A 21,526-nucleotide genomic window follows, 5' to 3' on the forward strand; every position below is an offset into this window, starting at 1 on the left:
GGTCGGACGGGCCGCGCGGCGCCAGCAAAAAAGTGCGACAATCGGGACGCAAGCCACAATATCTGGTACCGCATGCCGTCCACCCACAAGAAGGTGATCGTGCGCAAGATGGACCGCGACAGCGTCCAAGGCTACGTCGCGCCCGCCTTCATCGTGGACGGCAAGGTGGAGCTGCTGAACACCGCCGGGAAGGTGGTCCTGATCGACCTGGCGGACGTGAAGGGCGTGTACTTCGTTCGCGGCTTCGACGAGACCGAAAGCTTCGCGCGCAAGACCTTCGCCACCCGGCCCCGTACCGAAGGCCTCTGGGTGCGGCTCAAGTTCCGGGACAACGAGACCCTGGAAGGCATGATGCCCAACGACCTTACCCAGCTATCCAGCGATGGCTTCCTCGTCACTCCGCCGGACACGCGTTCCAACACCCAGCGCATCTTCGTGCCCCGCACCGCCCTCGCCGAGCTCACCGTGCTGGCGGTGATCGGCGGCATCGGTGGACGCCGCCGCCGGGCCGCACCGACTCCGGAAGGCCAAGTGCCCATGTTCACGGAATAGCTTTTTGCCTGCTTCTCTCGACCCGTCAATTACAATCTGGCCTTTGTAATTCGCGGTGAAGCGCTTATGAAATTATCTGACATCGCATCCGCCCTGCATGCACGCCTCGACGGCGCTGACTGCGAGATCACCGGGGTGGCGGGGATTGAAAAGGCCGCTGCCGGGCAACTCACGTTCGTAGCCAATCCCAAGTACGCGGCAGCGGCCAAGACGACGAAAGCCTCGGCAGTGATCGTGGACGAGGCCTTCCCTGCTCTGGCGACCGCGACCCTGCGAACCAAGGAGCCGTACCTGGCGTTCGCCCGCGCCATCGAGTTTTTCTACCGGCCGCCGCAGTACGCCCCGGGGGTGCATCCGACCGCTGTCGTTCATCCATCCGCCAGGATCGGCCGCGACCCCCACATCGGCGCCTACGCGGTGGTGATGGAGAATGTCGAGATCGGCCACGATGCCGTGCTGCTCCCCCATGTGGTGGTCTATCCGGGAGCGCGCATCGGCAATCAGTTCTTCGCCCATGCCCACGCGGTGGTGCGCGAGCATTGCCGGCTGGGGGATGGCGTGATCCTGCAGAACGGTGCGGTGGTCGGAGCTGACGGCTTCGGTTTCGCACCCGACCTGCAGAAGCACTGGCACAAGATCGTGCAATCCGGGCCCGCGGTGCTAGGCGATGCGGTCGAGGTCCAGGCCAATGCCTGCGTGGACCGCGCCTCTATCGGCGAGACGCGCGTCGGGCGCGGCACGAAGATCGACAACCTGGTGCAGGTGGGCCATGGCTGCGAAGTCGGCGAGGACTCGCTCCTTTGCGCCCAGGTGGGGCTGGCGGGCTCGACCGAGATCGGCAATCACGTGATCCTGGCCGGGCAAGTGGGCGTCGCCGGGCACTGCAAGATCGGCGACGGCGCCGTCGCCACGGCGCAGAGCGGGATCCCCAACGACGTTGAGGCCGGTAAGATGGTCAGCGGTTATCCCGCCATCGAGAACCGGCAGTGGTTGCGTTGTGTAGCCGTTTTCAACAGGCTGCCCGAACTAGCCAAGGCGGTTCGAGCGAGAAAGGGTTCCGACGACGAGTGATGCCAGCGGCCCCGGCTGCATCCAATCTCCCCAATGGCTGAAGAGCGATCACAACCGGTCAAGGAACAGAAAAAGCCCATCCGAGTGCTGCTGCTCGACGACCGCGAGGACAACCTGCTGCTGCGCTCCACCATCCTGCGCAAACAAGGCTACGAAGCGGTGACCGCGGCCTCCATCGAGGAAGCCCAGGAGCAGCTGGACGCGATCGACATCGCGGTCCTCGATTACCACATGGGCCGGGGCAAGTTCGGCACCGACGTGGCCACCTCGCTGCGCCAGAAGCGCCCACACGTGCCGATCATCATCCTGTCGGCCACGCTCGATCGCGCCTTCGGCGGCGGCCTGGCCGATATGCACCTGCTGAAGGGACACAGTTCCGTGGACGACATGCTCGCCGCCCTGCGCTCCTTCGAATCCAAGAAGCGCGGCAAGCCGGTGGTGGTGGATGCCCGCGAGTTCTATTACTCGCGCATCAGCATGGCCATGGGCGACGATATCGCGCTCGAGGTCCTGGACCGCGATGGCAACTGGCAGTACGTCAACGAGTACTTCGCCCGCTTCTTTGACAGGAAGCGCGACTGGTTCACCGGCAAGAACCTGTTCGAGAGTTTCCCCGAGAGCGAGGGGGAGTGGCGCGACATCATCCGCAACGTGGCCGACACCCGCGAGACCTACATCGATCGCTCCCTGCGTGGCCTGCCCCACCTGCCCAAGAAGAATCCGCGCTACGTCTGGAACGTGCTGGTCTTCCCCCTCAAGCTGCACGACGACCGCGACGGCGTGGTGCTGAGCGCCCGCATCATCGAGAAGAAACCGTCGTTCTAACTTCTGTATTGCTCGGGCAGCGCGCTTTCGATCTTCCCCCGCACCGCAGCCATCAGCGCCTCCCGGTCGTTGTACTGCTTCGGATCCATCGGTTCGTGGAAAACCACGGTCACGGTCCCCTTCCTGACGCCGAACCGTCCCTTGGGCCAGAGCTCATGGGAGCCCACGATGGTCATCGGGATGACGGGCACGCCGGTCTCCATCGCCAGGTAGAACGGCCCTTTCTTGAAGGGCAGAAGCTTGCCGTCCACGGAGCGCGTCCCTTCGGGAAAGACCATCATGTTCAAGCCTTTCTTCATGACGGCGCCGGCGCGTTCGACGCTGGCGATGGCCGCGTCGCGATTGGCGCGGTCCACCGGCACCAGGTCCCCCAAACGCATCGCCCGTCCAAGCACCGGGACCCGGAACAGTTCCTTCTTCACCAGTACCGACGTGCGCCGCGGAATAACCGGCACCACGATAGGCGGGTCCAGGTTCGAGGTGTGGTTGCACATATAGATGTAGGTGAGCATCGGGTCGAAGCGCTCCCGGCCACGCACCTCGACGTTCACCCCGGTGAGCCGCACCCCGGTCCAGGCCAGCCACATGGCCACGCGGTAGAGGAAATCGGCGCTGCCGGTGAGGAAGGTCCAGGGAAAACAGATGAGGGCGGCGAGCGGCACGAGCAGCGTCCAGAACACGATCGCCAGCAGAAGCCGGAACACTTAGCGGGTTCCTGCCGCCGGTTGCGATTCGCCGCGCAACCAGGCGGCGCGGCGAGCGCGTTGCGCCGCGGTGACGTTCTCCATCTCGACGATGGCAAAATCCTGCTCTTCGCGCGCTCCCAGCGTGATCTTCAGCTCCCGCGCGCCCCGGCGCCCCCGGACCTTCAGCCGCAGCGTGTCCCCGGGACGCATCCCCGAGATCGCGGTCTCGAGGTCGCTGCTGACCGGCTTTCCGTTGATCTCGACGATGCTGTCGCCGGCGTTAAGCCCCGCGCGCTCCGCATCGCTCCCCGGCGCGACGGAAAACACGGTGGGAGACTGGTCGAAGTTCCGGGCGGAGACGAACCCTGCATCGGGAAATACTGACTTGCGGCGGTCGAGCCGCAACCCCACGCTGCGGAAGAAATCGTCGTAGGGGATGGGGGTCACGCCCGCGACGTAGTTCTCGAAGAACCCGTCAAAGTCCGTGCCCGTGACCTGCCCGACCGCCCAGCGCACCCCGGCGGTATCGTCGAAATAGCGCCCCTCGTAGAAGTAGTTCTTGTCCATCCACTGGAACAGGTCGCGCAGCGACTTGGTCCCCTGGGTGGCGTCGCGCATGGCAAGGTCGAGAAGGATGCCAACGATCTCTCCCTTGTTGTAGTAGTCGATGGAGCGTTGCGGGGTGCGGTACTGCGGATACTTGTCAAACCAGGCATCAAGGGAGCTCTCCTCGACCGACTGGATGCGCACCGCCGGCCGGCTCTCCAGCCGGTGGATCTCGCGCGAGAGCGCGAGCAAGAACTGCTGCTCGCTCCAGGTCCCGGTGCGCAGCAGGATGTAATCGGCGACGGTGTTGGTGAAGCCCTCGCTGAACCACAACGCTGTAGTGAAGTTTTCGTGCAGGTAGTCGATGGGCTCCAGCGACCGGGGCCGGATCCGCTTCACGTTCCACAAGTGGAAGAACTCGTGGGCGGTGACCGACGGCAGGGCATGGGGGTCTTCTTTCAAGCGGTCGGCGGGCACGTCGATGGCGGTCGAGTAGGCGTGCTCCATGCCTCCGCCTCCGCCGTTCCGGGGAAAGTGATAGATGAACAGGAAATCGCCGAACGGCTGGTCGTTCATCCAGGCGACCTCGCTGGCGACCGTCTTGCGGACCATCTCGCGCACGGCATTCGCGTCGTAGTCGGCAGGGTCGGCATGGATGGCCAAGTGGTAGCGAGCGCCTCCCTCCTCGAAGTCGAGCCGCGCGAATCTCCCCATCTCCACCGGCGCGTCCACCAGGTGGTCGTAGTTGCGGGCGGAGAAGCGTCCCATGCGGGCCGGTTCGCCCGGACTGAGCGAGGGCAAGACGGTGGCCACGTCCCAATCAGGGGGCAGATCGTGGAAGGTCACCGTCATGAGCGAGTCGCGCGCGTCCGTCGGGTACATGAGCAACTCGGCCAGATTGAAGAATCCGTGCTCGGTGTTGAGCTGCGCGCCATAGGGGCCGGGCTGGTCGGCCAGGATGTCGTATTCGATCTCCGCGCCGCTCTCCGCGTGATAGATCCGCCACGTGGTTTTGTCGATCTTGCGGACCGGCAGGGAGCGCCCGGTGGCGTCACTCGCCGTTACCCGGCGCACGTACTGGGCAAAGTCGCGGACCTGGTAGAGCGCGTTCCAGACCGGAAGCTGCACCTGGCGCTCGGAGGAAGTCCCGGCCACGTGGATGCGCACGTGCACCAGGTGCTCGCTCATCCTTCCCAGGGAGACGTGGTAATCGATGGGTGACTGCGCCGCGGCGGACGCAGCCAGAGCCGCCAGCAGGATCGAACGCAGGAGTGTCTTGGAAGATAGCTTCAAGTCCGTGCCGGGACCTCCCGTAGCGATCTCAACCGCTGGGGGAGCTTCTCATAGATGCCGCCGAATCCGCCGTTGGAGAGGATGGCCACCACATCGCCGGAGCGGAGCAGCGGGGCGACGTCGGCGACAATGGCATCAGCATCCTTCGATTCCTGCGCCGGGACGCCAGCCGCGCTCACCCGCTCCACCACCCGCGCGACCGAGAGGCGCTCGGGCTCGGGAATGGCGTCGGCCTTGAAGACGCTGGCCACGCGCACCTGGTCGGCCAGTGCCAGGCTCGCCACGAGTTCGTCCTCGAATACCCGGCGGCGCAGGGTGTTCGATCGCGGCTCGAAGATGGCCCAAAGCCCCCGGCCGGGGTACCGCGTGCGCAGTGCCTTCAGCGTGTGGGCGATGGCGGTCGGGTGATGCGCGAAATCCTCCACGATGGTGATGCCGTTGATCTCCGCCCGCACCTCGAGGCGCCGCTTCACGCTCCGGAAGGTCTTGAGGGCGTGCGCGATCACATCGGCGGGAATGCCGTACCCAGCCGCGATGGCGACAGCGGCGGTCGCGTTCAAGACGTTGTACTCGCCAGCCAGCGCGAATTCGAGGTTGGCAAAGTGGCGCTTGCGGTGCAGCACAGTCCAGCTGGTTCTGGCCGGCTCAAACTTCAGATCCACGACCCGCCACGCCGCGTCTTCGCTGAAACCATAGCGCTCTACCGGGCAGAAGGCCCGGGCCACGCATTCGTCCACGGTAGCGCTGTCGTCCCAGGCCACCAGGCGCCCGCGCCGCGGCACCAGGTTCACCAGTCGCTTGAACGCGGTCTTCACCGCCTCCAAGTCCTTGTAGATATCGGCGTGGTCGAACTCCACCGAGGTCAGGATGGCGGAACCCGGCATGTAGTGCAGGAACTTGGGCCCTTTGTCGAAGAAAGCGGAGTCGTACTCGTCGCCCTCGATGATGAACTCCCCGCCCTCCCCCAGGCCGAAGCTCGAGCCGAAGTTCTCGGCGATGCCGCCGATGAGGAACGACGGCTTACGTCCCGCCGAGTGGAAGATCCAGGCCAGCATCGAGGTGGTGGTCGTCTTTCCGTGGGTGCCGGCGACCACGATGGGCTCGCGCATCCGCAGAAACTCCTGATAGAGCAGGTCGGGCAGGGAGAGCATGGGGAGGCGCTGGTCGAGGGCGTACTCCAGCTCCACATTGCCGCGCGAGATGGCGTTGCCCACGACGACGAGTTCCGGGTGCGGCTTCAGGTGGGCTTCGTCGAAGGGCTGCGCCACGCTGATGCCCAGGCCCGCGAGAAAATCCGACATTGGGGGATACGCGGCCTGGTCGGAGCCGGTGACCCGGTATCCGCGCGCTTGCAGCATGCCGGCCAGCGACGCCATGGCGGTGCCGCAGATGCCGATCAGGTGGATGTGTCTGGGCGTCATCGGGTCTTGGCCGTGGCTGCGGCGGGCACGGTCGCGGTTTCCAGGATGGTAAGCGAGGCCTCCGCGCCCACATGGAGCGCCGCGCGCACGCCCAGCGGCAGGGTCACGTTGGAATGGGTGACGTGGCCAGAACGCAATCCGTAGGCGACGGGCACTCCCAGGTCGTCAACCACGCGCTTCACCACGTCCTGGAGTTTGTAAGCTTGGTCCTCGGACTGGCGGCAGTCGAGCATCTCCCCGAAGATGATGCCTCTGACGCCGTGGAACTTTCCCGCCAGCTTCAATTGCATGAGCATGCGGTCGATCTGGTAGGGCTTGGCGGCGACATCTTCCAGGAACAGCAGGGTGCCCGCGGTGTGGATCTCGTAGGGCGTACCCAGCGAGGCCACCAGGATGGATAGGCAGCCGCCGTACAGGTTCCCCTCCGTCTCCCCCGGCGCCAGCGCCTCGAGTCCTGCGTTGCTGCCCAGATTCCATTGCGACGCACCGCCCAACGCGGCCATCAGGGACGACGCGTGTACCCCGTCGTCGCTGGCGAAGTCCTTGTTCATCATCGGGCCATGGAAGGTGACCAGTCCCGCGGCATCGTGGAACCAGGTGAGCAGCGCGGTTACATCGCTGTAACCCATGAAGATCTTGGGCGCCCTGCGCAGCACCTCGAGGTCGATGTGGCCGAGCAGATAATTGCTGCCGTATCCGCCGCGGGCGCAGATGATGGCGCGCACTTCGGGGTTCCGGAACATCTCCTGGAGGTCGCGCGCGCGTTGCTCGGCCGTGCCTGCGAAGTAGGGCGCTTCCCGCCCGAACACCGACTCGGGGACCAGGACCTTGTATCCCTGGCGGCGCAGGTTCTCGCAGCTGCGTTCGAAGGATTCGCGGTTGAAGGGGCTGGCCGGGGCGACCACGCCGATGGTGTCGCCCGGTTGCAAGGCTGCGGGCTTCAGACGCGGATTGGGCTCGGCCGCCATTCTCCCCGCACGCGGGAATCCCATCTTAAACGAAAAACTCTCCCCGGCAGACGAGGCGCGCCGGCCCGCGCAAGAACACGCGTCCCTCCCAGCGGACGCTCTGCGCGCCCCCGGGGGCGCGGACCTGCACCGGGGATTCCGCCTTGCCGCTGGCGATAGAAGCCACTGCGGAGGCGCACGACCCGGTGCCTGAAGACTGCGTCTCGCCGACTCCGCGCTCGAAAAAGCGGGTCTCAATCGCGCCTTTGTTCACAATGCGTACCAGCTCGATGTTAATTCCGTACTTGAAGTCGTGATGTTTCCCCATCTCTGCCGCCTCGGCCTGCCATCCCGGGCCGAACTCCTTCAGGAAGACGACGAAATGCGGGTTCCCCATCGAGACCGGGATGCCGCTCACCTCGCCGAATGCCAGCTTGATGGAGAACTCATCGCCGACTTGCGGCTCGCCCATGTCGGTCTCGAACTCGAATGCTTCCCCTTCGCGTCCGACCAGCTGGCAGGACTTCACACCGGCTCCGGTCCGGACGGTGACCTGCGCTCCGCCATGCTCGGCGATCCAGTAGGCGGCGACACAGCGGGTGCCGTTGCCCGAGATCTCCGCCTCCGAGCCGTCGGCGTTGAACAGCCGTGCATGGACGTCCGAGCTGCGGTCGGGAAAGAGCCATTCCACGCCGTCGGCGCCCACGCCCTGGTGCCGGTCGCAGATGCGCCGGGTGAAGACCGCCAGGTCGGCGGGCGCGTGGATCCCCTCGATGAGGATGAAATCGTTGCCGCAGGCTGAGGCTTTGATGAAAGGGACTGCCGTCATTGGCTTCGGGTGGCTGGATTGTATCAGCGGCTCCTAGCGCTTGATAGCGGCCCGGCTCCCGTAGATCGTGGTGCGCGGTTGTCCGGTGCTGGTGATGACCAGCAGCATTTCGAGGTCCTGGGGATGCCGAGCCACCGCTTCGGCCACCGGGCCGCCGTCCGAGGCGATGACGTAATCGGCGTAGCCCGCCGGCGCCTCCATGGCCTGCTGCCACAGCGGATAGTTGCTCTCATTGACCACTCGGCGCAGGGGCACGCCCGCTCGCCGGAGAGCATCCACATGGTCGCCCACGAACATCAGCAGCCGGGCGGTCGCAGGCAGTTCTTCCAGCTGGTGGGCCAGAGCCTTCTCGTAGGCGATGCGGGTGCGCGAGTTTTCCATCGCTTCCCGCAGCGTGATCGGGGTCGTTCCCCAGGCCGTGAGGTAGCTGCCCACCAGGACGGTGCCAAATGTCAGCGGCACAAAGGCCTGCCAGCGGCGGCCATCAGTTCGCGCGAGGGCGTAGGCCATTGCCACCGCGGTGAAGGTGGCGACCGCCGGCAGCGATTGCAGGCCGTAGCGCGTGTTGTAGTACGAGAACGGCCACCATACCGGCAGGAAGATGGGCACTGCTTCGTAGGCGATGGAGAACGCGTAGAACGGCAGTGGCAGCCAGAGCAACAGCCAGATCCAGCGTCCCAACGCGATCGCAATCACGGTCCCGGCCGCCGCCAACAGGAGGAGCCACGGTTCCCAGCGTCCCCCAGCCAGATCCAGCTTCGTGCATTTGAGGAAATAGACGGCTGCCACCCGCATGTCGTGATACCCGGGATGCCTTGGAGCACCCGCCGGCGTGGTGCGCTCCAGGATGGCTTTCGCCGAATACGGTCCCCGCGCGAACTCCAGGGGATCCTGGAAGAGGCCGTAGTTGTAGGCCATCCACAGCGCCGGGGTCAGCGCCCCGAGAAGAACAAAGCAGATCGTCGCCCGGCGTAGGCTCGCGTGCGCGGGACGCGCCAGCTCCGCCCATCCCGGACGCCTTCCTAGCACCACCAGCATGACGATGCCGCACAGGATGGTGAGCGCCCACCCGTCGTAGCGGGTCAGGATGGCGGCCGCCAGCACCATGGCGCAACGCCGCAATGCGGCCACTGCCTTGTTCTCGTCATCGTGGCGCAGGCGGCGCGCGAAATCGCTGAGGAACACCAGCGCCCAGATGAACTCGGCGAGATAGAGGGACTCGTTCAGCGCGGTGGCCTGAACGTAGATCAGGTTGGGATTCGCTCCCAGGACCAGCGCCGCGAACCACCCGGCCGCGGAAGCGTGCGCCGAAATGGCGGTCTCGGCGAGTACACTCCGCACCAGCCGAAACACCCCGACCACCGCCAGTACGTACCCGAACATCGACGGGAGGGAGCCGGCTGCACCGCTTCTCCACAATGCGTCGCTGGCTACAAAGGGCACAGTGAGCAGGTGTTGCAGGGGCAGCCAGACCGTGCCGAATTGGGCAGGTCCGGGCGTAAGCGAATCGACGACGCGCCGCGCGATGCCGATGTGCGCCACCGCATCGCCGGAGAGCAGCACCTGGTCGCGGGCTTGGAACGCGAGATAAGCGAGCAGTGAGGTGACGGTCGCCAGCGAAGCCAGGAGCCTGGTTTCGGGTTGGGGCGCTTTCCATGCCAAATCGCCCGGCGCTCCTTAGTCCAGGTGGGTCAACTCGCGGAAGATCTGGAAGCGCTCTTCGATCTCGTTGCGGCTGAGGCGTTGCAGCTGCTCGGTCCCGAAACATTCGACGGCGAACGACCCCATCACGCCGCCGTAGAACATCGCCCGCTTCAGCACCTCGCGTTTCAATTCACCCTGGGAAGCGATGTAGCCCATGAAGCCGCCGGCAAAGGAGTCGCCCGCGCCCGTCGGGTCCTTCACCTCCTCGATGGGCAGCGCCGGCGCGCGGAACGGATGGCGCCCGACGCCGAAGGCTCCCTGCCCGAAGAAGATGGTGGCGCCGTATTCTCCGTGCTTGATGACCAATGCCTTTGGTCCTCTGGCCAGGATCTTCAGGGCAGCCTTCGGCAGCGAGTGCTCCTGCGCCAGCATCTTGGCTTCGCCATCGTTGATCAGGAGAACGTCGATGCGCTTCAGGGTGTCGGCCAGCTCCTGGGGCTTTCCGCCGATCCAGAAATTCATGGTGTCGCCGCCCACGAACCTGGCTCCGGCCATCGCCTTTCGCACTTCCGATTGCAGTACCGGATCGATGTTGGCCAGGAACAGGAATTCGGAATCCAGAAACGTCGGCGGGATCTGGGGTTGAAAATCCTCCAGCACATTCAGCTCGGTGCGATGGGTCTTGGCCTCGTTCAGGTTCGCGCCGTACTCACCCGACCAGAAGAACGTCTTGCCCTTGGAGCGCTGGATGCCGGAGGTATCCACTCCCCGGTTCTTCATCACCGCTTCGTGCTCGGCGGTGAAGTCCTCGCCGACCACGCCCACCACCCGCACCTGGGTGAAGTAACTGGCGGCCAGCGAAAAGTAGGTGGCCGACCCGCCGAGGATGCGTTCGGCGGTTCCGTGAGGCGTCTTGATGCTGTCGAACGCCAGCGAGCCGACCACGAGCAGCGCCATTACGCCTTGGCCTCCTTTCCGATGTACTTGCCGACGATCAGCTTCAGCCGTTCCAGGGTCTTTGGCGGGATCTTGCTGCGGTCGGTGATGAGCGCTTTCGCCAGCGCCGACCCGCAGGCGCACCGCCGCTCCTTGGGCATCGCCTTCACCGCCTCGCGCACCACCGAGCAGGCGTGCTCCGCGTTCTTCCCAAGATTGGAGATCACCTGTTCGAGGGTGACGGAATCATGCTCCGGGTGCCAGCAATCGTAATCCGTCACCATGGCCACGGTGGCATAGCAGATCTCGGCCTCGCGGGCCAGCTTGGCTTCCTGGAGATTGGTCATGCCGATCACGTCCGCGCCCCAGCTGCGGTACAGGTTGGACTCCGCCTTGGTGGAGAACTGAGGACCCTCCATGCAGACGTAGGTGCCGCCGCGTTTGCCGACCACGCCGGCGTTGCGGCACGCCGCCTCAAGCACCTTTGTGACTTCGTGGCAGACCGGATCGGCGAAGGCCACGTGGGCCACCATGCCGTCCCCGAAAAAGGTAGCGACACGACGGAAGGTGCGGTCGATGAACTGGTCGGGAATCACGAATTCCAGCGGCGCGTGCTCCTGCTTGAGCGAGCCCACCGCCGACATGGAGACGATCCGCTCCACTCCCAGCTGCTTGAACCCGTGGATGTTGGCGCGAAAATTCAGTTCGCTGGGCAGGATCCGATGGCCGCGGCCGTGCCGCGACAAGAACGCCACCTTGCGCCCCTCCAGGATGCCCGCGACATAGGCGTCCGAGGGTTCTCCGAAGGGCGTCTCCAGCTTGAGCTCCTGTGTCTGGGTCAGCCCGGGCATGGAGTAGAGCCCGCTGCCGCCGATGATCCCGATCTCCGCTTGCCGCAAGTTACGCTCCTGGAACGCGAATCGCCGATTATACAAAACGAGGTGGCTGGCGACCTTTGGCGGATCGAATCAGGGGTACGGGAGGAACGCCGGGTGGATCGGGAGCGGTGGAACCGTCAAGGGCTTGGGCGATGGTTCCCGCTTGGGCTCAGGCACAGCTTCGGGAGGCCGCTCCAGGACGATCTCCCGGATGCGGGCCGCGGTCTGGTCGTCAAAGCTTTCCATCACCAGCACCGACTGTCCCCAGGGCTCGACGAAAACCGGGCCGTCCTCCGTGTTCCACTTGTCGGTCCCGGCCACGCGCTGGGCGAAATTGCCGCTGGCGGGTGCCGTCGGCGCCCGCTCCAGCCGCGTATACCGTTTGCTCAGCCACGAGCTATAGAGCTGCGCGAAACGGGTAGCATCCTCGTGGCTGGCCCAGCGCGACAGGTAGAACACCGCCAAGTCTGCCGCCTGCACCGGCCTCGACGTATCTAGCTTGTGTTTCGGACGGACCACTACCCAGTACAAGCCACCGCGCCATTTCGTTGACAGCTCATCGGCCAGCTTCTGGTCCCCGAACTGCTTCAGGATGACGTATACGTCGAATTGCCCGACCTCGCCCGCGTCGTAGCTCTGGTAGTTCTTCTCCACCACGGCTGCGATGCGCGGAAAGGGCATGGGCGGGAGTTGCTCCCGATCCAGGTACGCCTCGGGATTCATGATCTGGCGCGTGTTTTGGGGAGGTACGCGCAGCGCCGCATCAAACGCCAGTTGCGCTCCGCCCACGGCCAGCAATTTCTGCTCGAAGCCCATCCCGAAGGTGTACGCGAACAGGAGTGACTCCCGGATGTACAGGGGCGCGGATTGCAGCACCGGCGAGCTCTGGGTCTCCTCCAGGGTCTGTTGCTTGAACATCTCCGCCATAAAGGGAGCGTCGGCCACCGAGCGTCCGCTGGGCGCGAGGATGAAGTCGAGCATCACCAGCATGGCCTGCCCTTCCGAGACCGATTGCCGCGCCGCCCGTTCTTCATCGGGCTCGAGCTTGTAGGGGTCGCTCTTCCCCAAAGCATTCTTACTGCCCCGCATGTCCGGAACGACGTCCGACCATTTCTCCAGGTCGAAGTTCTGGTCCTGCAGCGCATGGGTGAGTTCGTGGGCCAGCACCGGTTGCTGCTGGTCCGGTTCGACCCAGTTCAGCAGATACATGGTCTTGGTCTTGGGGTCGTAGAAACCCTCGACCTGCTCCTCCAGCATGCGCACCAGGAAAGAGCGCAGGTCGAAATCCCGCGGAACCAGCCCTAACTTGCGCAGCACCGCCTCGGTGCGCCGGAAGCGCTGAGTGTCAGGGTCCTCGTCCATCTTCGTGATCAGATAATCGTGGAACTGCGTGCGGCTCATCAGCTCGCGCTTCACCGGTGCGCGGATGGGCAGGCGCGAATCCTCGCTGGCGAAGCGCAGGATCTCGTCCACCGAGCGGAAGAGTTGTTGCGCTTCCTCGGGCGTGATTTCCCGTTCCGGTTGCGCCTTGGGTTTGGTGGCCTGCGGAGGCTTGGCCGGCGCCTGGGGCTTGGGCGCGGGTTGCTGTGCGATCGCTGCACCGACCGCGAGCAGGACTGTTGCAATACCGAGCACCAGCCCGCGAACGAGTTTGTGAAAGGCATCCAACTGGATGATAATTTCTAACACAGGGGCTCCGGCGGCGTTGCGCCGCTCTTCGCGGCAGTCAATGAGCGAACGGGATACACGCAGACTGGCCAGGGAATATTTCCAACTGGCCTACGAATGTCAGATGCGGGGCGACTACCACGAGGCCATCGCCTACTACACCCGCTCCATCGAGTCCTTCCCCACCGCCGAGGCCTACACCTTCCGCGGCTGGACCTACTCGTTCCTGGGCGATCTCGACCGTGCCATCGACGAATGCAAGCTGGCCATCAACCTGGACCCGAGCCTGGGCAATCCCTACAACGACATCGGCGCTTATCTGATCGAGCAGGACAAGTGGGACGAGGCCATTCCCTGGTTCCAGAAAGCGATACACGCCGCCCGCTACGAAGCTCGCTGCTATCCCCACCTCAACCTGGGCCGGGTGTACGAGAGGAAACAAGAGTGGAAGCGGGCGAAGGAATGCTACGCCCGTGCCTATTTCCTCAACCCCCACTACACCGAGGCCCGGGTCGCCCTGCAGCGTCTCCAAGCCCGGTTCAACTGACGTCAGACCTTCCCTGCGATCCAGTCCCCCGCTTCCCGCGTCCCTAGTTTGCCCCCGATGTCCTGCGTTGTCTTCTTTGCGCGTACCGCCGCCAGCACTGCCCGATTGATGCGCTCCGCCTCTTTCGCCATCCCCAGATGCGCCAGCATGAGTGCCGCGGTCAGGATGGCTCCGATGGGATTCGCGATGTTCTTGCCGGCGAAAGGCGGCGCCGAGCCGTGTACCGGTTCGAACATCGAGGTGCGCCCGGGATGGATGTTCCCGCTGGCCGCCATGCCCAGCCCGCCCTGCAGCCCCGCCGCCAGATCGGTGATGATGTCGCCGAACATATTGTTGGTGACGATGACGTCGAACTGTTTGGGGTCGCGCACCATGTGCATGCAGAGCGCGTCCACATACATGTGCTGGGCCTCGATAGCGGAGTATTCCTGGGCGACCTCCCTGAAGGTGCGCTGCCAGAGCCCGCCGGCGAAGCTCATGACGTTGGACTTGTCGGTCATCAGCACGCGCTTGCGGCCGTGTTTGCGGGCGTACTCGAATGCGTAGCGGATGATGCGCTCCACTGCCTTGCGCGTGTTGAAGTCCTCCTGGGTGGCCACCTCGTCCGCGGTTCCCGGCTTCAGCACGCCGCCCGCGTCTACGTACGGTCCCTCCGTGTTCTCGCGGATGACAACGAAATCGACGTCCTCCGGCTTCACGTTCTTCAGCGGGCAGAGCGATTCGTCCAGCAGCTTCACCGGACGGACGTTGGCGTACAGGTCCATCCTGAAGCGCATGCCCAGCAGGATCTCTTTGGCGTGGATGTTAGAAGGTACGCGCGGGTCTCCCAGCGCGCCCACCAGGATGGCGTCGAAGTCGCGGGCCAGCATGGTGAATCCGTCCGCCGGGATGGTGGTGCCGTCCCTCAGGTAGCGGTCGGCGCCCCAGTCGAACTCCTTGAACTCGAGCGGGGCTTTGGCAGCCCGCAGCACCTTGAGCGCCTCGGCGATGACTTCTTTGCCGATGCCGTCGCCGGGCACGACTGCGATCTTCTTGGAGCCTTTCACGGAGAGAGACTATACCAGCCCGTCTCTGCGCTGCGACGGGGTTGCGACACCTTGGCTATAATCGATGGTTCGGATGGCGATCACAGTTCTCACCGAGAAGCTCAAGTCCGCCGGAGCCCGCATCGCGGACTACCGCGGGGCGGAGACCGCCGCCGCCTTTTCAGATGCGGTGAAAGAGTTCGCTGCCCTGCGCTCCGGTTGCGGGGTCTTCGATCTCGGCTGGCGCGCCAAGCTCCTGATCACCCGCAGCGACCGCCAGAAGTGGCTGAACGGCATGGTCACCAACAACATCCGCGACCTTGGCGTCGGGCACGGCAACTACAGCTTCCTGCTCAATGCCCAGGGGCACATCCTCGGCGACATGTACCTGTACAACCGCGGGGATTACATCCTGCTCGACACCGACGCGGCGCAGGCGGCCAAACTGCGGCAAGCACTGGAGCATTTCATCATCATGGATGACGTCGAGATCGCCGACGCCAGCGACAAACTGACGGCGATCGGGCTGCTGGGCCCCAAGGCACAGAGTGTGTTGTCGGCAGCTGGGATCGAGCCTCCCAGCCTGGAGCCACTCCAGATGCGGGACGCAACCTGGAACAGTGTCGGAATCACGCTCGTCGCCGCCGAGCAAGGCGGATTCGAGCTCTGGCTCGCCTGCGCAAATGCGGCCAAGCTTTGGGACGCGCTGCTCGCCGCGGGAGCGGCCCCGGTCGGCACTGAGGCCCTTGAGCTATGGCGCATCGCCCACGGGATTCCGCGCTATGGCCAGGACATCCGCGAGCGCGACCTGCCCCAGGAGACCGGGCAGATGCGCGCCCTGAACTTCGCCAAAGGCTGCTACGTCGGGCAAGAGATTGTAGAACGCATCCGTTCGCGCGGCGCCGTGCACCGCCAGTTCAGTGGCTTCGAGATCAAGGGCCCGCCGCCAGCGGCCGGGACCAAGCTCCAGGCCGGCGGCAAGGACGTCGGTGAATTGACCAGTGTCACCACTCTGCCCGGCGACCGGACCGTCGCGCTCGGCTACATTCGCCGCGAAGCCGCCGCGCCTGGTGCGATTTTGACGGCGTCCGAATCGAAGGCTCGCATTGCGGAATTACCGTTTGCTCTCGAACCAGTGCTCAAGAGCTGAGTCGTGGTAGAGACGCCATGAATGGCGTCCCTACTGGAAGAGTTCTGCTATGGCCGAAGAAAAGAAGTCCGAGTTCACCGTCACCGACAAACGCAAGTTCACCTCCGAAGGCGAACGCCGCGACGAGGCCACGCCGGAGGAACGGATGGTCCCGCCCGCGGCCGAGGCTCCGCCTCCTTCACCAGAGCCTGCGAGCAAGGAGCACGCCGACGTCCCGCCACCGCCCACCGCGGAGGAGCGGCAGGCAGGCAAGGACGCGTACGAGGAATCACGCAAGCAGTTCGCTCCCTCGCCGGTGAGCGGCCGCGCGCCCCAGGAGTACGAGATGAACTTCGAGCGCCTGGTCAGCTCGCTCTACATGAGCGGCGCCATGGCGCTGGGCGGGATGCAGGATGAGGGCGGGAAGGCCATGGTGGACATCATTGGCGCGCGCCAGACCATCGACATGCTGGCGGTCATCGCCGACAAGACCAAGGGCAATCTCGCCCCGGCGGAAGAGAACCTGCTCCAGAGCTGCCTCTTCGATCTGCGCATGGCCTACGTGCAGATCACCAACCTGATCGCGCAGCAGGGCCGCGCCGAGTCGCCCCCGGAGAAGAAATGAGAGCCACCCTGACGGTGCTGGGCAGCGGGACGTCGATGGGTGTACCCACCATCGGCTGCCAGTGTGCGGTGTGCAATTCCGCCGATCCGCACGACCAGCGTACCCGGCCCTCGATCATGGTGGAATACCAGGGGCATGCGGTCCTGATCGACACCACGCCCGATTTCCGCGAGCAAGCCATCCGCCAGCGCATCCGGCATCTCGACGCGGTCGTTTACACGCACGGTCACGCCGACCACATCCTGGGCCTCGATGACCTGCGTCCTCTCACCTTCTGGCGCGACCAGAACATCCCGCTGTATGCGACCCCCGAGACCGCGGAGATCATCCGCCGCATGTTTCGCTACATCTTCGACGGCGACTACAAGTACGGTGGCCTGGCGCAGGTGGAATTGAAGGAGTTCGAAGGACCGCTGGAACTGTTCGGCGCGACCTTCCTCCCCATCAAAGTGCTGCACGGCGACGCCGTGATCTACGGTTACCGCTTCGGGGCGGCTGCGTACCTGACCGACCACAGCGACGTGCCGCCGGAATCGATCGCGCAATTGCAGGGCCTCGACATCCTGTTCCTCGATGCCCTGCGCAAGCGGCCGCACCCAACGCACTCCACCCTGGAGAACTCGGTCAAGCTGGTGGAGCAGATCAAGCCCCGCCGCGCGTTCTTTACCCACATCTCCCACGACCTGGGGCACGCGGAGACCAATGCCGGCTTGCCGCCGCACATCCGTCTCTCCTACGACGGCCTGAAGCTGGAGTTCGAGATCTGAGCGCGATGCAGATCTTCCACCATCTCGAGGGAGTCCCCGCTGATTTCGGGCCAACCGTGCTCAGTGTGGGCAATTTCGACGGCGTCCACCGCGCGCATCATTACGTGCTGGGCGAGGTGGTGAAGCGGGCGCGAGAGATCGGCGGCCGCTCGATGGTGGTGACCTTCGACCCTCATCCCACGCGCATCCTGCGGCCTGACGTCGCCCCCAAGCTGATCACGCCGCTGCCGCGCAAGCTGGAGCTCCTGGCCGCGACCGGAGTCGATGCCACGCTGGTGCTTCCCTTCACTCGCGACCTCTCGCTCACCAGCGCGCAGGACTTTGCCCACCAGGTCCTGGGCAAGCGCCTGCACGCGCGTGAAGTGCACGAAGGCGAGAACTTCCACTTCGGGCATCGTGCCGCCGGCGACACCACGCGCCTCAAGGAATACGGTCGCGAAGCCGGATTCGAAGTGAAGGCTTATCCCTACATGAAGGTGCGGGGCGACAAGGTCTCCAGCAGCCGGATCCGCGAGCTCCTGCGCGACGGCAACGTCGGCCAGGCGCGGCATCTGCTGGGATGGGTATTCAGCCTAGTGAGCGCGCCGGGGCGCGGCCGTGGCTATGGCCACAAGTACACCGTCCCCACCATCAACCTCACGCGCTACGACGAGCTGGTCCCCAAGGACGGGGTGTACGTCACTCGCACCCAAGTGAACGGCGAATGCTTCGATTCCGTGACCAACGTCGGCACACGCCCGACCTTCGGCGCCGAATCGTTCGCCATCGAGACCCATCTGCTGAATTTTCATCCCATCGCGCTGACCGCGGAGACCAAGGTGGAGCTTTGGTTCCTGAAGCGCCTGCGCGACGAGATGAGATTTCCCTCGGTGGACGATCTGCGGGCGCAAATCGCCAGGGACGTGAAGACAGCGCGGCGTTACTTCAACCTGCTGCCGCCGCTCACTCGCCCATAGCCAGTGTGGGATCGGTGGCGGGAGCCTCGCCTCGCCGCTCCGGCAGTTGCACGATCACCGTCGCTACCACCACCAGCACGACCCCGAATATCTGCCACGGCAAGAGCCGCTCGGCAACGAAGGTCGCCGCGAACAGGATGGCAAAGACCGGCTCCAGACAGCTGGTGACAATGGCGCGAGTCGCGTCGAGATACTGCAGCCCGGCAAAATACAACGAGAACGGGAGCAGCACGGAGACGCAGGCGAAGACGAACAGGAACGCCCACTGCGCGCCGGAGTAGTGGGCCGCCGCGATCTTCCACGGGGGGTTGACGACCAGCCAGAACAAGACGGCGCCAAGAAGTACGTAGGTGAGAACGCGCCAGCGGTCGAAACGCGCGACCAGCCCGTGTCCGAAGACGTTGTAGAAAGCGAACGACAGGGCCGCTCCCTCGGCGGCGAGGACGCCGAGCGTATTCAGTCTCAGGCGGGCCTGCCCGCCGATCACCCCGATGGCCAGCGCACAGCCCGCGACCGCCGCCGCGACCGACAGCACGCGTGGCAAGGTCGCCCGCTGCTGTCGCCGCGCCACCAGGTACAGCAGCACCCACACCGGTGCGGTGTACTGCAGGATGATGGCGGTGGCGACCGTGGTCTTCTCGATGGCGAAGTAATAAAGGAAATTCGAGGCGGCGACGCCCACCACGCCGACGATGAAGCATAGCGCCACATCCGCTCGCGGCAGAGAAAGCCCCGATCTTCCCCGCAGCATCAGCAGCAGGGGTGCGAGGACCAGGAGAGAGAACGTAGTGCGGGTCTGGGCCAGGATCAAGGGGTTGATCGGACTCACTGCGCCACCGAGCAGGCGGCCGGTGAATACCAGCTTGCCGAGGGTGGCGGCGCCCCCCCAGCAGAACGCCGCTCCGGCGATCGCCAGGTATCCGCGCAGCGGGTGTCGCTCAGCGGGCAAGGGCCTCGTCGATCTGCTCAGGATCGAACCCGACCAGCACCTGTTCGTCGATGACGATAGTGGGAGTCGCCCGGCTCCCGTAGGTCTCCACCAGTTCGCGCACCGCGCCGAAATCACTGCTGACGTCTTTGTCTTCGAATTGGATCCCTCTCTCCGAGAGGTAGGCCTTGGCCGTATAGCACGGCGGTCAGCCGGGTTGGCTGAAAACGATCACCCGCTTGTTGGTCATTCGCCGATAAGACTCCTGAGCATAGGAAAAAGCTGCATCATTTTTCGTCCAGCACCACAGAATACGTGATGCGCGCGGTCTTTTGTAGCATGGCGGCGACCGAGCAGTACTTCTCCTCGGAGAGGCGCACGGCGTCTTCGACCGCTTTCCTGCTGACCTTGCCCCGCACCCGGTACACCAGCTTGATCCGGGTATAGACCTTGGGAGGAGAGTCTGCCCGTTCCGCCTCGGCATGCACCTCGACCGCCCGAAAAGGTTCGCGCTTCTTGCTCAGGATGGTGACCACGTCCGAGGCCGTGCAGGAGCACAGGCCTTCAAGGACCAGCTCCACGGGGCTGTTGGCGGTCTTGGCCGCCCCTGCATCCACCACGACGGCGTGGCCGCTCGTGGCCTTGACCGTGAATCGTTCGTTGTCCATCCAGATGGCGCTTGCTTCCACCATGTCTCTCTCCTAGCGGCGGTTGTCGGTCAGGGGCTCGGTGTGGATGAGTACCTTGAAGAGCTCGGGCGCCGCCTGCTTGAAGCGGATCTCCAGCGCGGTGGAGACGTCGTGCACGCGCGCCAGGGGCAGCGAGTCCGGCATGGTGCAGTGGCAGGAAAGGTACAAGCGCTCGCCGACCTTCTTGAAGGTGAACTCGTGGGCGTCAAGGATCTCCGGGAATTGGGTCACGATGGTCTTCAGCTTGTTCTCCAGGCCGGAATCCACCATGACCGCATCCGGAGTCTCGATGGTGGCGGGCTCGCTCTCGATGTGGGTCAGGATCGACGAGACCTCGGGAACGCTCTCGCGGATCTCCGCTTCGAGGCGGGTGACCGTATCGTGGGCGTCCTTCAGCGCCATGCGCTCATCCAGTTCCAGGTGCTGCTCCACGTGGAGACGGCCGCCGAGGTCCTGGACGCTGACATCGTGGACGTTGAAGTTGTTGCGCGCCGCCACTCCACGGATGCGGTCGAAGATGTTCTCGCCCCTTACTTCTCGCGCGATTGGATGGACGACCACATCGGCGGCGGGGAGGATGCGCAGAACCGCGGAGGTGGCTGCGTCCACCACCTGCTGCGACCGCTGGAAGGTGAGGTTGCGGCGCAGGGCGATGGAGAGGTCGGCGAAGTAGCGGTTGCCGGCGCGCCGAATGCGGGCGCGGTCCACCCCCAGCACACCGTCGAGCCCTGCGACCTCTTCGATCATCTTCGTCCGGACTCCCGACGGAGCGGCGTCGAGCAGGGCGTCGATGGTCTGCCGCGCCAGGCGCCAGCTCACGTACACCACGACCCCGGCCACGAAGAGCGCCGCGATGGGGTCGGCGTCGCGCAGCCACGGCAGGTCTAGGCGGTTGGGGTGGCCGAGTTCCACCAGCACCAGGCCGAGGATGACTACCGAACTCGACCAGATGTCGGTGCTGAAGTGCAGGGCGTCGGCTTGCAGGGCCTGGCTGTCATACTTCAGGGCCACCCGGCGGAGCGCGCGCGACCTCCAGGCATCGAGCCCGATGGATACGAACATCACGGCAAAGGCGGCGAGGCTGGCCTCGATCTCCACGTGCTTGAAGAACAGGCGCTTGATCGCCTCATAGACGATCCAGACGCAGGTCAGCAGCAGCAGGCCGGTCTCGATGAAGGCGGAAAAATTCTCGACCTTCCCGTGGCCGTATTGGTGGTCCGCATCGGCGGGCTTGTCGGAGACCCGGACGGAGAAAAAGGTGATGACGGCCGCGATCAAGTCGAGCCCGGAATGGGCCGCTTCCGAGAGGATGCCCAGGCTGCCGGTACTGATGCCGACGACCACCTTCAGCAGCGTGATCCCGATAGCGGCCAGGACGGAATTCAGCGCCACCGCGCGCTTCTCGGCGCGCATGCCCTCCACTGCGAGCTGACCCGACGGGCTGACCATCCGGCCCATTATTCACAGGCCGGTGCTGCGCGCCAAGCGCTCGTCGCAGGACCGCCATCCTCGTTGTGATAGCATCAGTGATCGGCAAGCCTCTCTGCTGGAGCACACACAGGAT

Annotated in this window: 21 protein-coding genes and 1 pseudogene; 8 read left to right on the forward strand and 14 right to left on the reverse strand. The window is 64.8% G+C overall.

Annotation, left to right across the window (positions count from 1 at the left end; translation table 11 throughout):
• Positions 1-72: 72 nt before the first annotated feature.
• From VMS96_06170 to VMS96_06180, 3 genes are all read left to right on the forward strand, one after another.
• Positions 73-552, forward strand: a complete 480-nt coding sequence (locus tag VMS96_06170; protein ID HVP42998.1) for a hypothetical protein — start codon at positions 73-75, stop codon at positions 550-552.
• A 66-nt stretch (positions 553-618) separates the two neighbouring features.
• On the forward strand, positions 619-1,623 hold the full coding sequence (lpxD, locus tag VMS96_06175) for a UDP-3-O-(3-hydroxymyristoyl)glucosamine N-acyltransferase (GenBank protein HVP42999.1): 1,005 nt from the start codon (positions 619-621) through the stop codon (positions 1,621-1,623).
• Positions 1,624-1,656: 33 nt separating this feature from the next.
• Positions 1,657-2,448, forward strand: coding sequence for a response regulator (locus VMS96_06180; protein ID HVP43000.1), 792 nt, complete (start codon positions 1,657-1,659; stop codon positions 2,446-2,448).
• On the opposite strand, the gene VMS96_06185 is transcribed toward VMS96_06180, so the two are convergent.
• The 9 genes from VMS96_06185 to VMS96_06225 form a co-directional block, all read right to left on the reverse strand.
• The gene (locus VMS96_06185; protein ID HVP43001.1) at positions 2,445-3,152 is read right to left on the reverse strand and encodes a lysophospholipid acyltransferase family protein; all 708 of its coding nucleotides are present in this window, start codon (positions 3,150-3,152) and stop codon (positions 2,445-2,447) included. The two genes, VMS96_06180 and VMS96_06185, sit on opposite strands and share 4 nt — an antisense overlap.
• The gene (locus VMS96_06190) at positions 3,153-4,973 is read right to left on the reverse strand and encodes a PDZ domain-containing protein (GenBank protein HVP43002.1); all 1,821 of its coding nucleotides are present in this window, start codon (positions 4,971-4,973) and stop codon (positions 3,153-3,155) included.
• Positions 4,970-6,394, reverse strand: a complete 1,425-nt coding sequence (mpl, locus tag VMS96_06195; protein HVP43003.1) for a UDP-N-acetylmuramate:L-alanyl-gamma-D-glutamyl-meso-diaminopimelate ligase — start codon at positions 6,392-6,394, stop codon at positions 4,970-4,972. The genes VMS96_06190 and mpl overlap by 4 nt, the downstream gene beginning before the upstream one ends.
• Entirely contained in the window at positions 6,391-7,362 is a 972-nt protein-coding gene (locus tag VMS96_06200; protein ID HVP43004.1) for an LD-carboxypeptidase, read from the reverse strand. Before VMS96_06200 ends, mpl begins: the two co-directional genes overlap by 4 nt.
• A gap of 25 nt (positions 7,363-7,387) precedes the next feature.
• On the reverse strand, positions 7,388-8,170 hold the full coding sequence (dapF, locus tag VMS96_06205; protein HVP43005.1) for a diaminopimelate epimerase: 783 nt from the start codon (positions 8,168-8,170) through the stop codon (positions 7,388-7,390).
• Between the two features lie 33 nt (positions 8,171-8,203).
• Positions 8,204-9,832 (reverse strand): hypothetical protein, encoded by a 1,629-nt coding sequence (locus tag VMS96_06210; GenBank protein HVP43006.1) that lies wholly within the window; start codon positions 9,830-9,832, stop codon positions 8,204-8,206.
• A 15-nt stretch (positions 9,833-9,847) separates the two neighbouring features.
• The gene (locus VMS96_06215; protein HVP43007.1) at positions 9,848-10,771 is read right to left on the reverse strand and encodes a PfkB family carbohydrate kinase; all 924 of its coding nucleotides are present in this window, start codon (positions 10,769-10,771) and stop codon (positions 9,848-9,850) included.
• The gene (gene mtnP / locus VMS96_06220; GenBank protein HVP43008.1) at positions 10,771-11,649 is read right to left on the reverse strand and encodes an S-methyl-5'-thioadenosine phosphorylase; all 879 of its coding nucleotides are present in this window, start codon (positions 11,647-11,649) and stop codon (positions 10,771-10,773) included. Before mtnP ends, VMS96_06215 begins: the two co-directional genes overlap by 1 nt.
• A gap of 69 nt (positions 11,650-11,718) precedes the next feature.
• Complete coding sequence (locus tag VMS96_06225) at positions 11,719-13,317, reverse strand: hypothetical protein (protein HVP43009.1); 1,599 nt, start codon at positions 13,315-13,317, stop codon at positions 11,719-11,721.
• Between the two features lie 40 nt (positions 13,318-13,357).
• Between VMS96_06225 and VMS96_06230 the strand changes: the two genes are divergently transcribed.
• On the forward strand, positions 13,358-13,843 hold the full coding sequence (locus tag VMS96_06230) for a tetratricopeptide repeat protein (protein ID HVP43010.1): 486 nt from the start codon (positions 13,358-13,360) through the stop codon (positions 13,841-13,843).
• Between the two features lie 2 nt (positions 13,844-13,845).
• Here VMS96_06230 and VMS96_06235 read toward each other — a convergent pair whose 3' ends face one another.
• Positions 13,846-14,889 carry a 3-isopropylmalate dehydrogenase gene (locus VMS96_06235; GenBank protein HVP43011.1) on the reverse strand — a complete coding sequence of 348 codons (1,044 nt, stop codon included), beginning with the start codon at positions 14,887-14,889 and terminating at the stop codon, positions 13,846-13,848.
• A 73-nt stretch (positions 14,890-14,962) separates the two neighbouring features.
• Here VMS96_06235 and VMS96_06240 point away from each other — a divergent pair, with 73 nt between their 5' ends.
• Genes VMS96_06240 through VMS96_06255 form a run of 4 tightly spaced genes read left to right on the forward strand, consistent with a single transcriptional unit; the run spans position 14,963 to position 18,345 of the window.
• Positions 14,963-16,018: a hypothetical protein gene (locus VMS96_06240; protein ID HVP43012.1), complete on the forward strand. Its 1,056-nt coding sequence runs from the start codon at positions 14,963-14,965 to the stop codon at positions 16,016-16,018.
• A gap of 49 nt (positions 16,019-16,067) precedes the next feature.
• Positions 16,068-16,622: a DUF1844 domain-containing protein gene (locus VMS96_06245; GenBank protein HVP43013.1), complete on the forward strand. Its 555-nt coding sequence runs from the start codon at positions 16,068-16,070 to the stop codon at positions 16,620-16,622.
• Positions 16,619-17,389 (forward strand): MBL fold metallo-hydrolase, encoded by a 771-nt coding sequence (locus VMS96_06250; GenBank protein ID HVP43014.1) that lies wholly within the window; start codon positions 16,619-16,621, stop codon positions 17,387-17,389. Before VMS96_06245 ends, VMS96_06250 begins: the two co-directional genes overlap by 4 nt.
• Before the next feature lie 5 nt (positions 17,390-17,394).
• The gene (locus tag VMS96_06255; GenBank protein HVP43015.1) at positions 17,395-18,345 is read left to right on the forward strand and encodes a bifunctional riboflavin kinase/FAD synthetase; all 951 of its coding nucleotides are present in this window, start codon (positions 17,395-17,397) and stop codon (positions 18,343-18,345) included.
• Here the strand turns inward: VMS96_06255 and VMS96_06260 are convergent.
• The 4 genes and pseudogenes from VMS96_06260 to VMS96_06275 all read right to left on the reverse strand — a co-directional run bounded on the left by VMS96_06260 (position 18,332) and on the right by VMS96_06275 (position 21,411).
• Positions 18,332-19,294 (reverse strand): DMT family transporter, encoded by a 963-nt coding sequence (locus tag VMS96_06260; protein HVP43016.1) that lies wholly within the window; start codon positions 19,292-19,294, stop codon positions 18,332-18,334. The two genes, VMS96_06255 and VMS96_06260, sit on opposite strands and share 14 nt — an antisense overlap.
• Positions 19,284-19,469, reverse strand: a pseudogene (locus tag VMS96_06265) (glutaredoxin domain-containing protein). The gene VMS96_06260 and the pseudogene VMS96_06265 overlap by 11 nt, the downstream one beginning before the upstream one ends.
• Before the next feature lie 91 nt (positions 19,470-19,560).
• On the reverse strand, positions 19,561-19,965 hold the full coding sequence (locus tag VMS96_06270; GenBank protein ID HVP43017.1) for an OsmC family protein: 405 nt from the start codon (positions 19,963-19,965) through the stop codon (positions 19,561-19,563).
• Positions 19,966-19,974: 9 nt separating this feature from the next.
• The gene (locus tag VMS96_06275) at positions 19,975-21,411 is read right to left on the reverse strand and encodes a cation diffusion facilitator family transporter (GenBank protein HVP43018.1); all 1,437 of its coding nucleotides are present in this window, start codon (positions 21,409-21,411) and stop codon (positions 19,975-19,977) included.
• Positions 21,412-21,526 lie beyond the last annotated feature (115 nt).

Source organism: Terriglobales bacterium (assembly GCA_035543055.1).
In the GTDB taxonomy this organism is placed as follows: domain Bacteria; phylum Acidobacteriota; class Terriglobia; order Terriglobales; family Acidobacteriaceae; genus JAIQFD01.

Excerpts from the sequence above, each read along its gene's own strand:
- VMS96_06240 (HVP43012.1), top strand. The coding sequence starts at position 14,963 with ATGGCGATCACAGTTCTCACCGAGAAGCTCAAGTCCGCCGGAGCCCGC.
- mpl (HVP43003.1), bottom strand. The coding sequence starts at position 6,394 with ATGACGCCCAGACACATCCACCTGATCGGCATCTGCGGCACCGCCATG.
- VMS96_06250 (HVP43014.1), top strand. The coding sequence starts at position 16,619 with ATGAGAGCCACCCTGACGGTGCTGGGCAGCGGGACGTCGATGGGTGTA.
- VMS96_06215 (HVP43007.1), bottom strand. The coding sequence starts at position 10,771 with ATGGCGCTGCTCGTGGTCGGCTCGCTGGCGTTCGACAGCATCAAGACG.
- VMS96_06200 (HVP43004.1), bottom strand. The coding sequence starts at position 7,362 with ATGGCGGCCGAGCCCAATCCGCGTCTGAAGCCCGCAGCCTTGCAACCG.
- VMS96_06180 (HVP43000.1), top strand. The coding sequence starts at position 1,657 with ATGGCTGAAGAGCGATCACAACCGGTCAAGGAACAGAAAAAGCCCATC.
- VMS96_06275 (HVP43018.1), bottom strand. The coding sequence starts at position 21,411 with ATGGTCAGCCCGTCGGGTCAGCTCGCAGTGGAGGGCATGCGCGCCGAG.
- lpxD (HVP42999.1), top strand. The coding sequence starts at position 619 with ATGAAATTATCTGACATCGCATCCGCCCTGCATGCACGCCTCGACGGC.
- VMS96_06230 (HVP43010.1), top strand. The coding sequence starts at position 13,358 with ATGAGCGAACGGGATACACGCAGACTGGCCAGGGAATATTTCCAACTG.
- VMS96_06270 (HVP43017.1), bottom strand. The coding sequence starts at position 19,965 with ATGGTGGAAGCAAGCGCCATCTGGATGGACAACGAACGATTCACGGTC.
- dapF (HVP43005.1), bottom strand. The coding sequence starts at position 8,170 with ATGACGGCAGTCCCTTTCATCAAAGCCTCAGCCTGCGGCAACGATTTC.
- VMS96_06255 (HVP43015.1), top strand. The coding sequence starts at position 17,395 with ATGCAGATCTTCCACCATCTCGAGGGAGTCCCCGCTGATTTCGGGCCA.
- VMS96_06170 (HVP42998.1), top strand. The coding sequence starts at position 73 with ATGCCGTCCACCCACAAGAAGGTGATCGTGCGCAAGATGGACCGCGAC.
- VMS96_06245 (HVP43013.1), top strand. The coding sequence starts at position 16,068 with ATGGCCGAAGAAAAGAAGTCCGAGTTCACCGTCACCGACAAACGCAAG.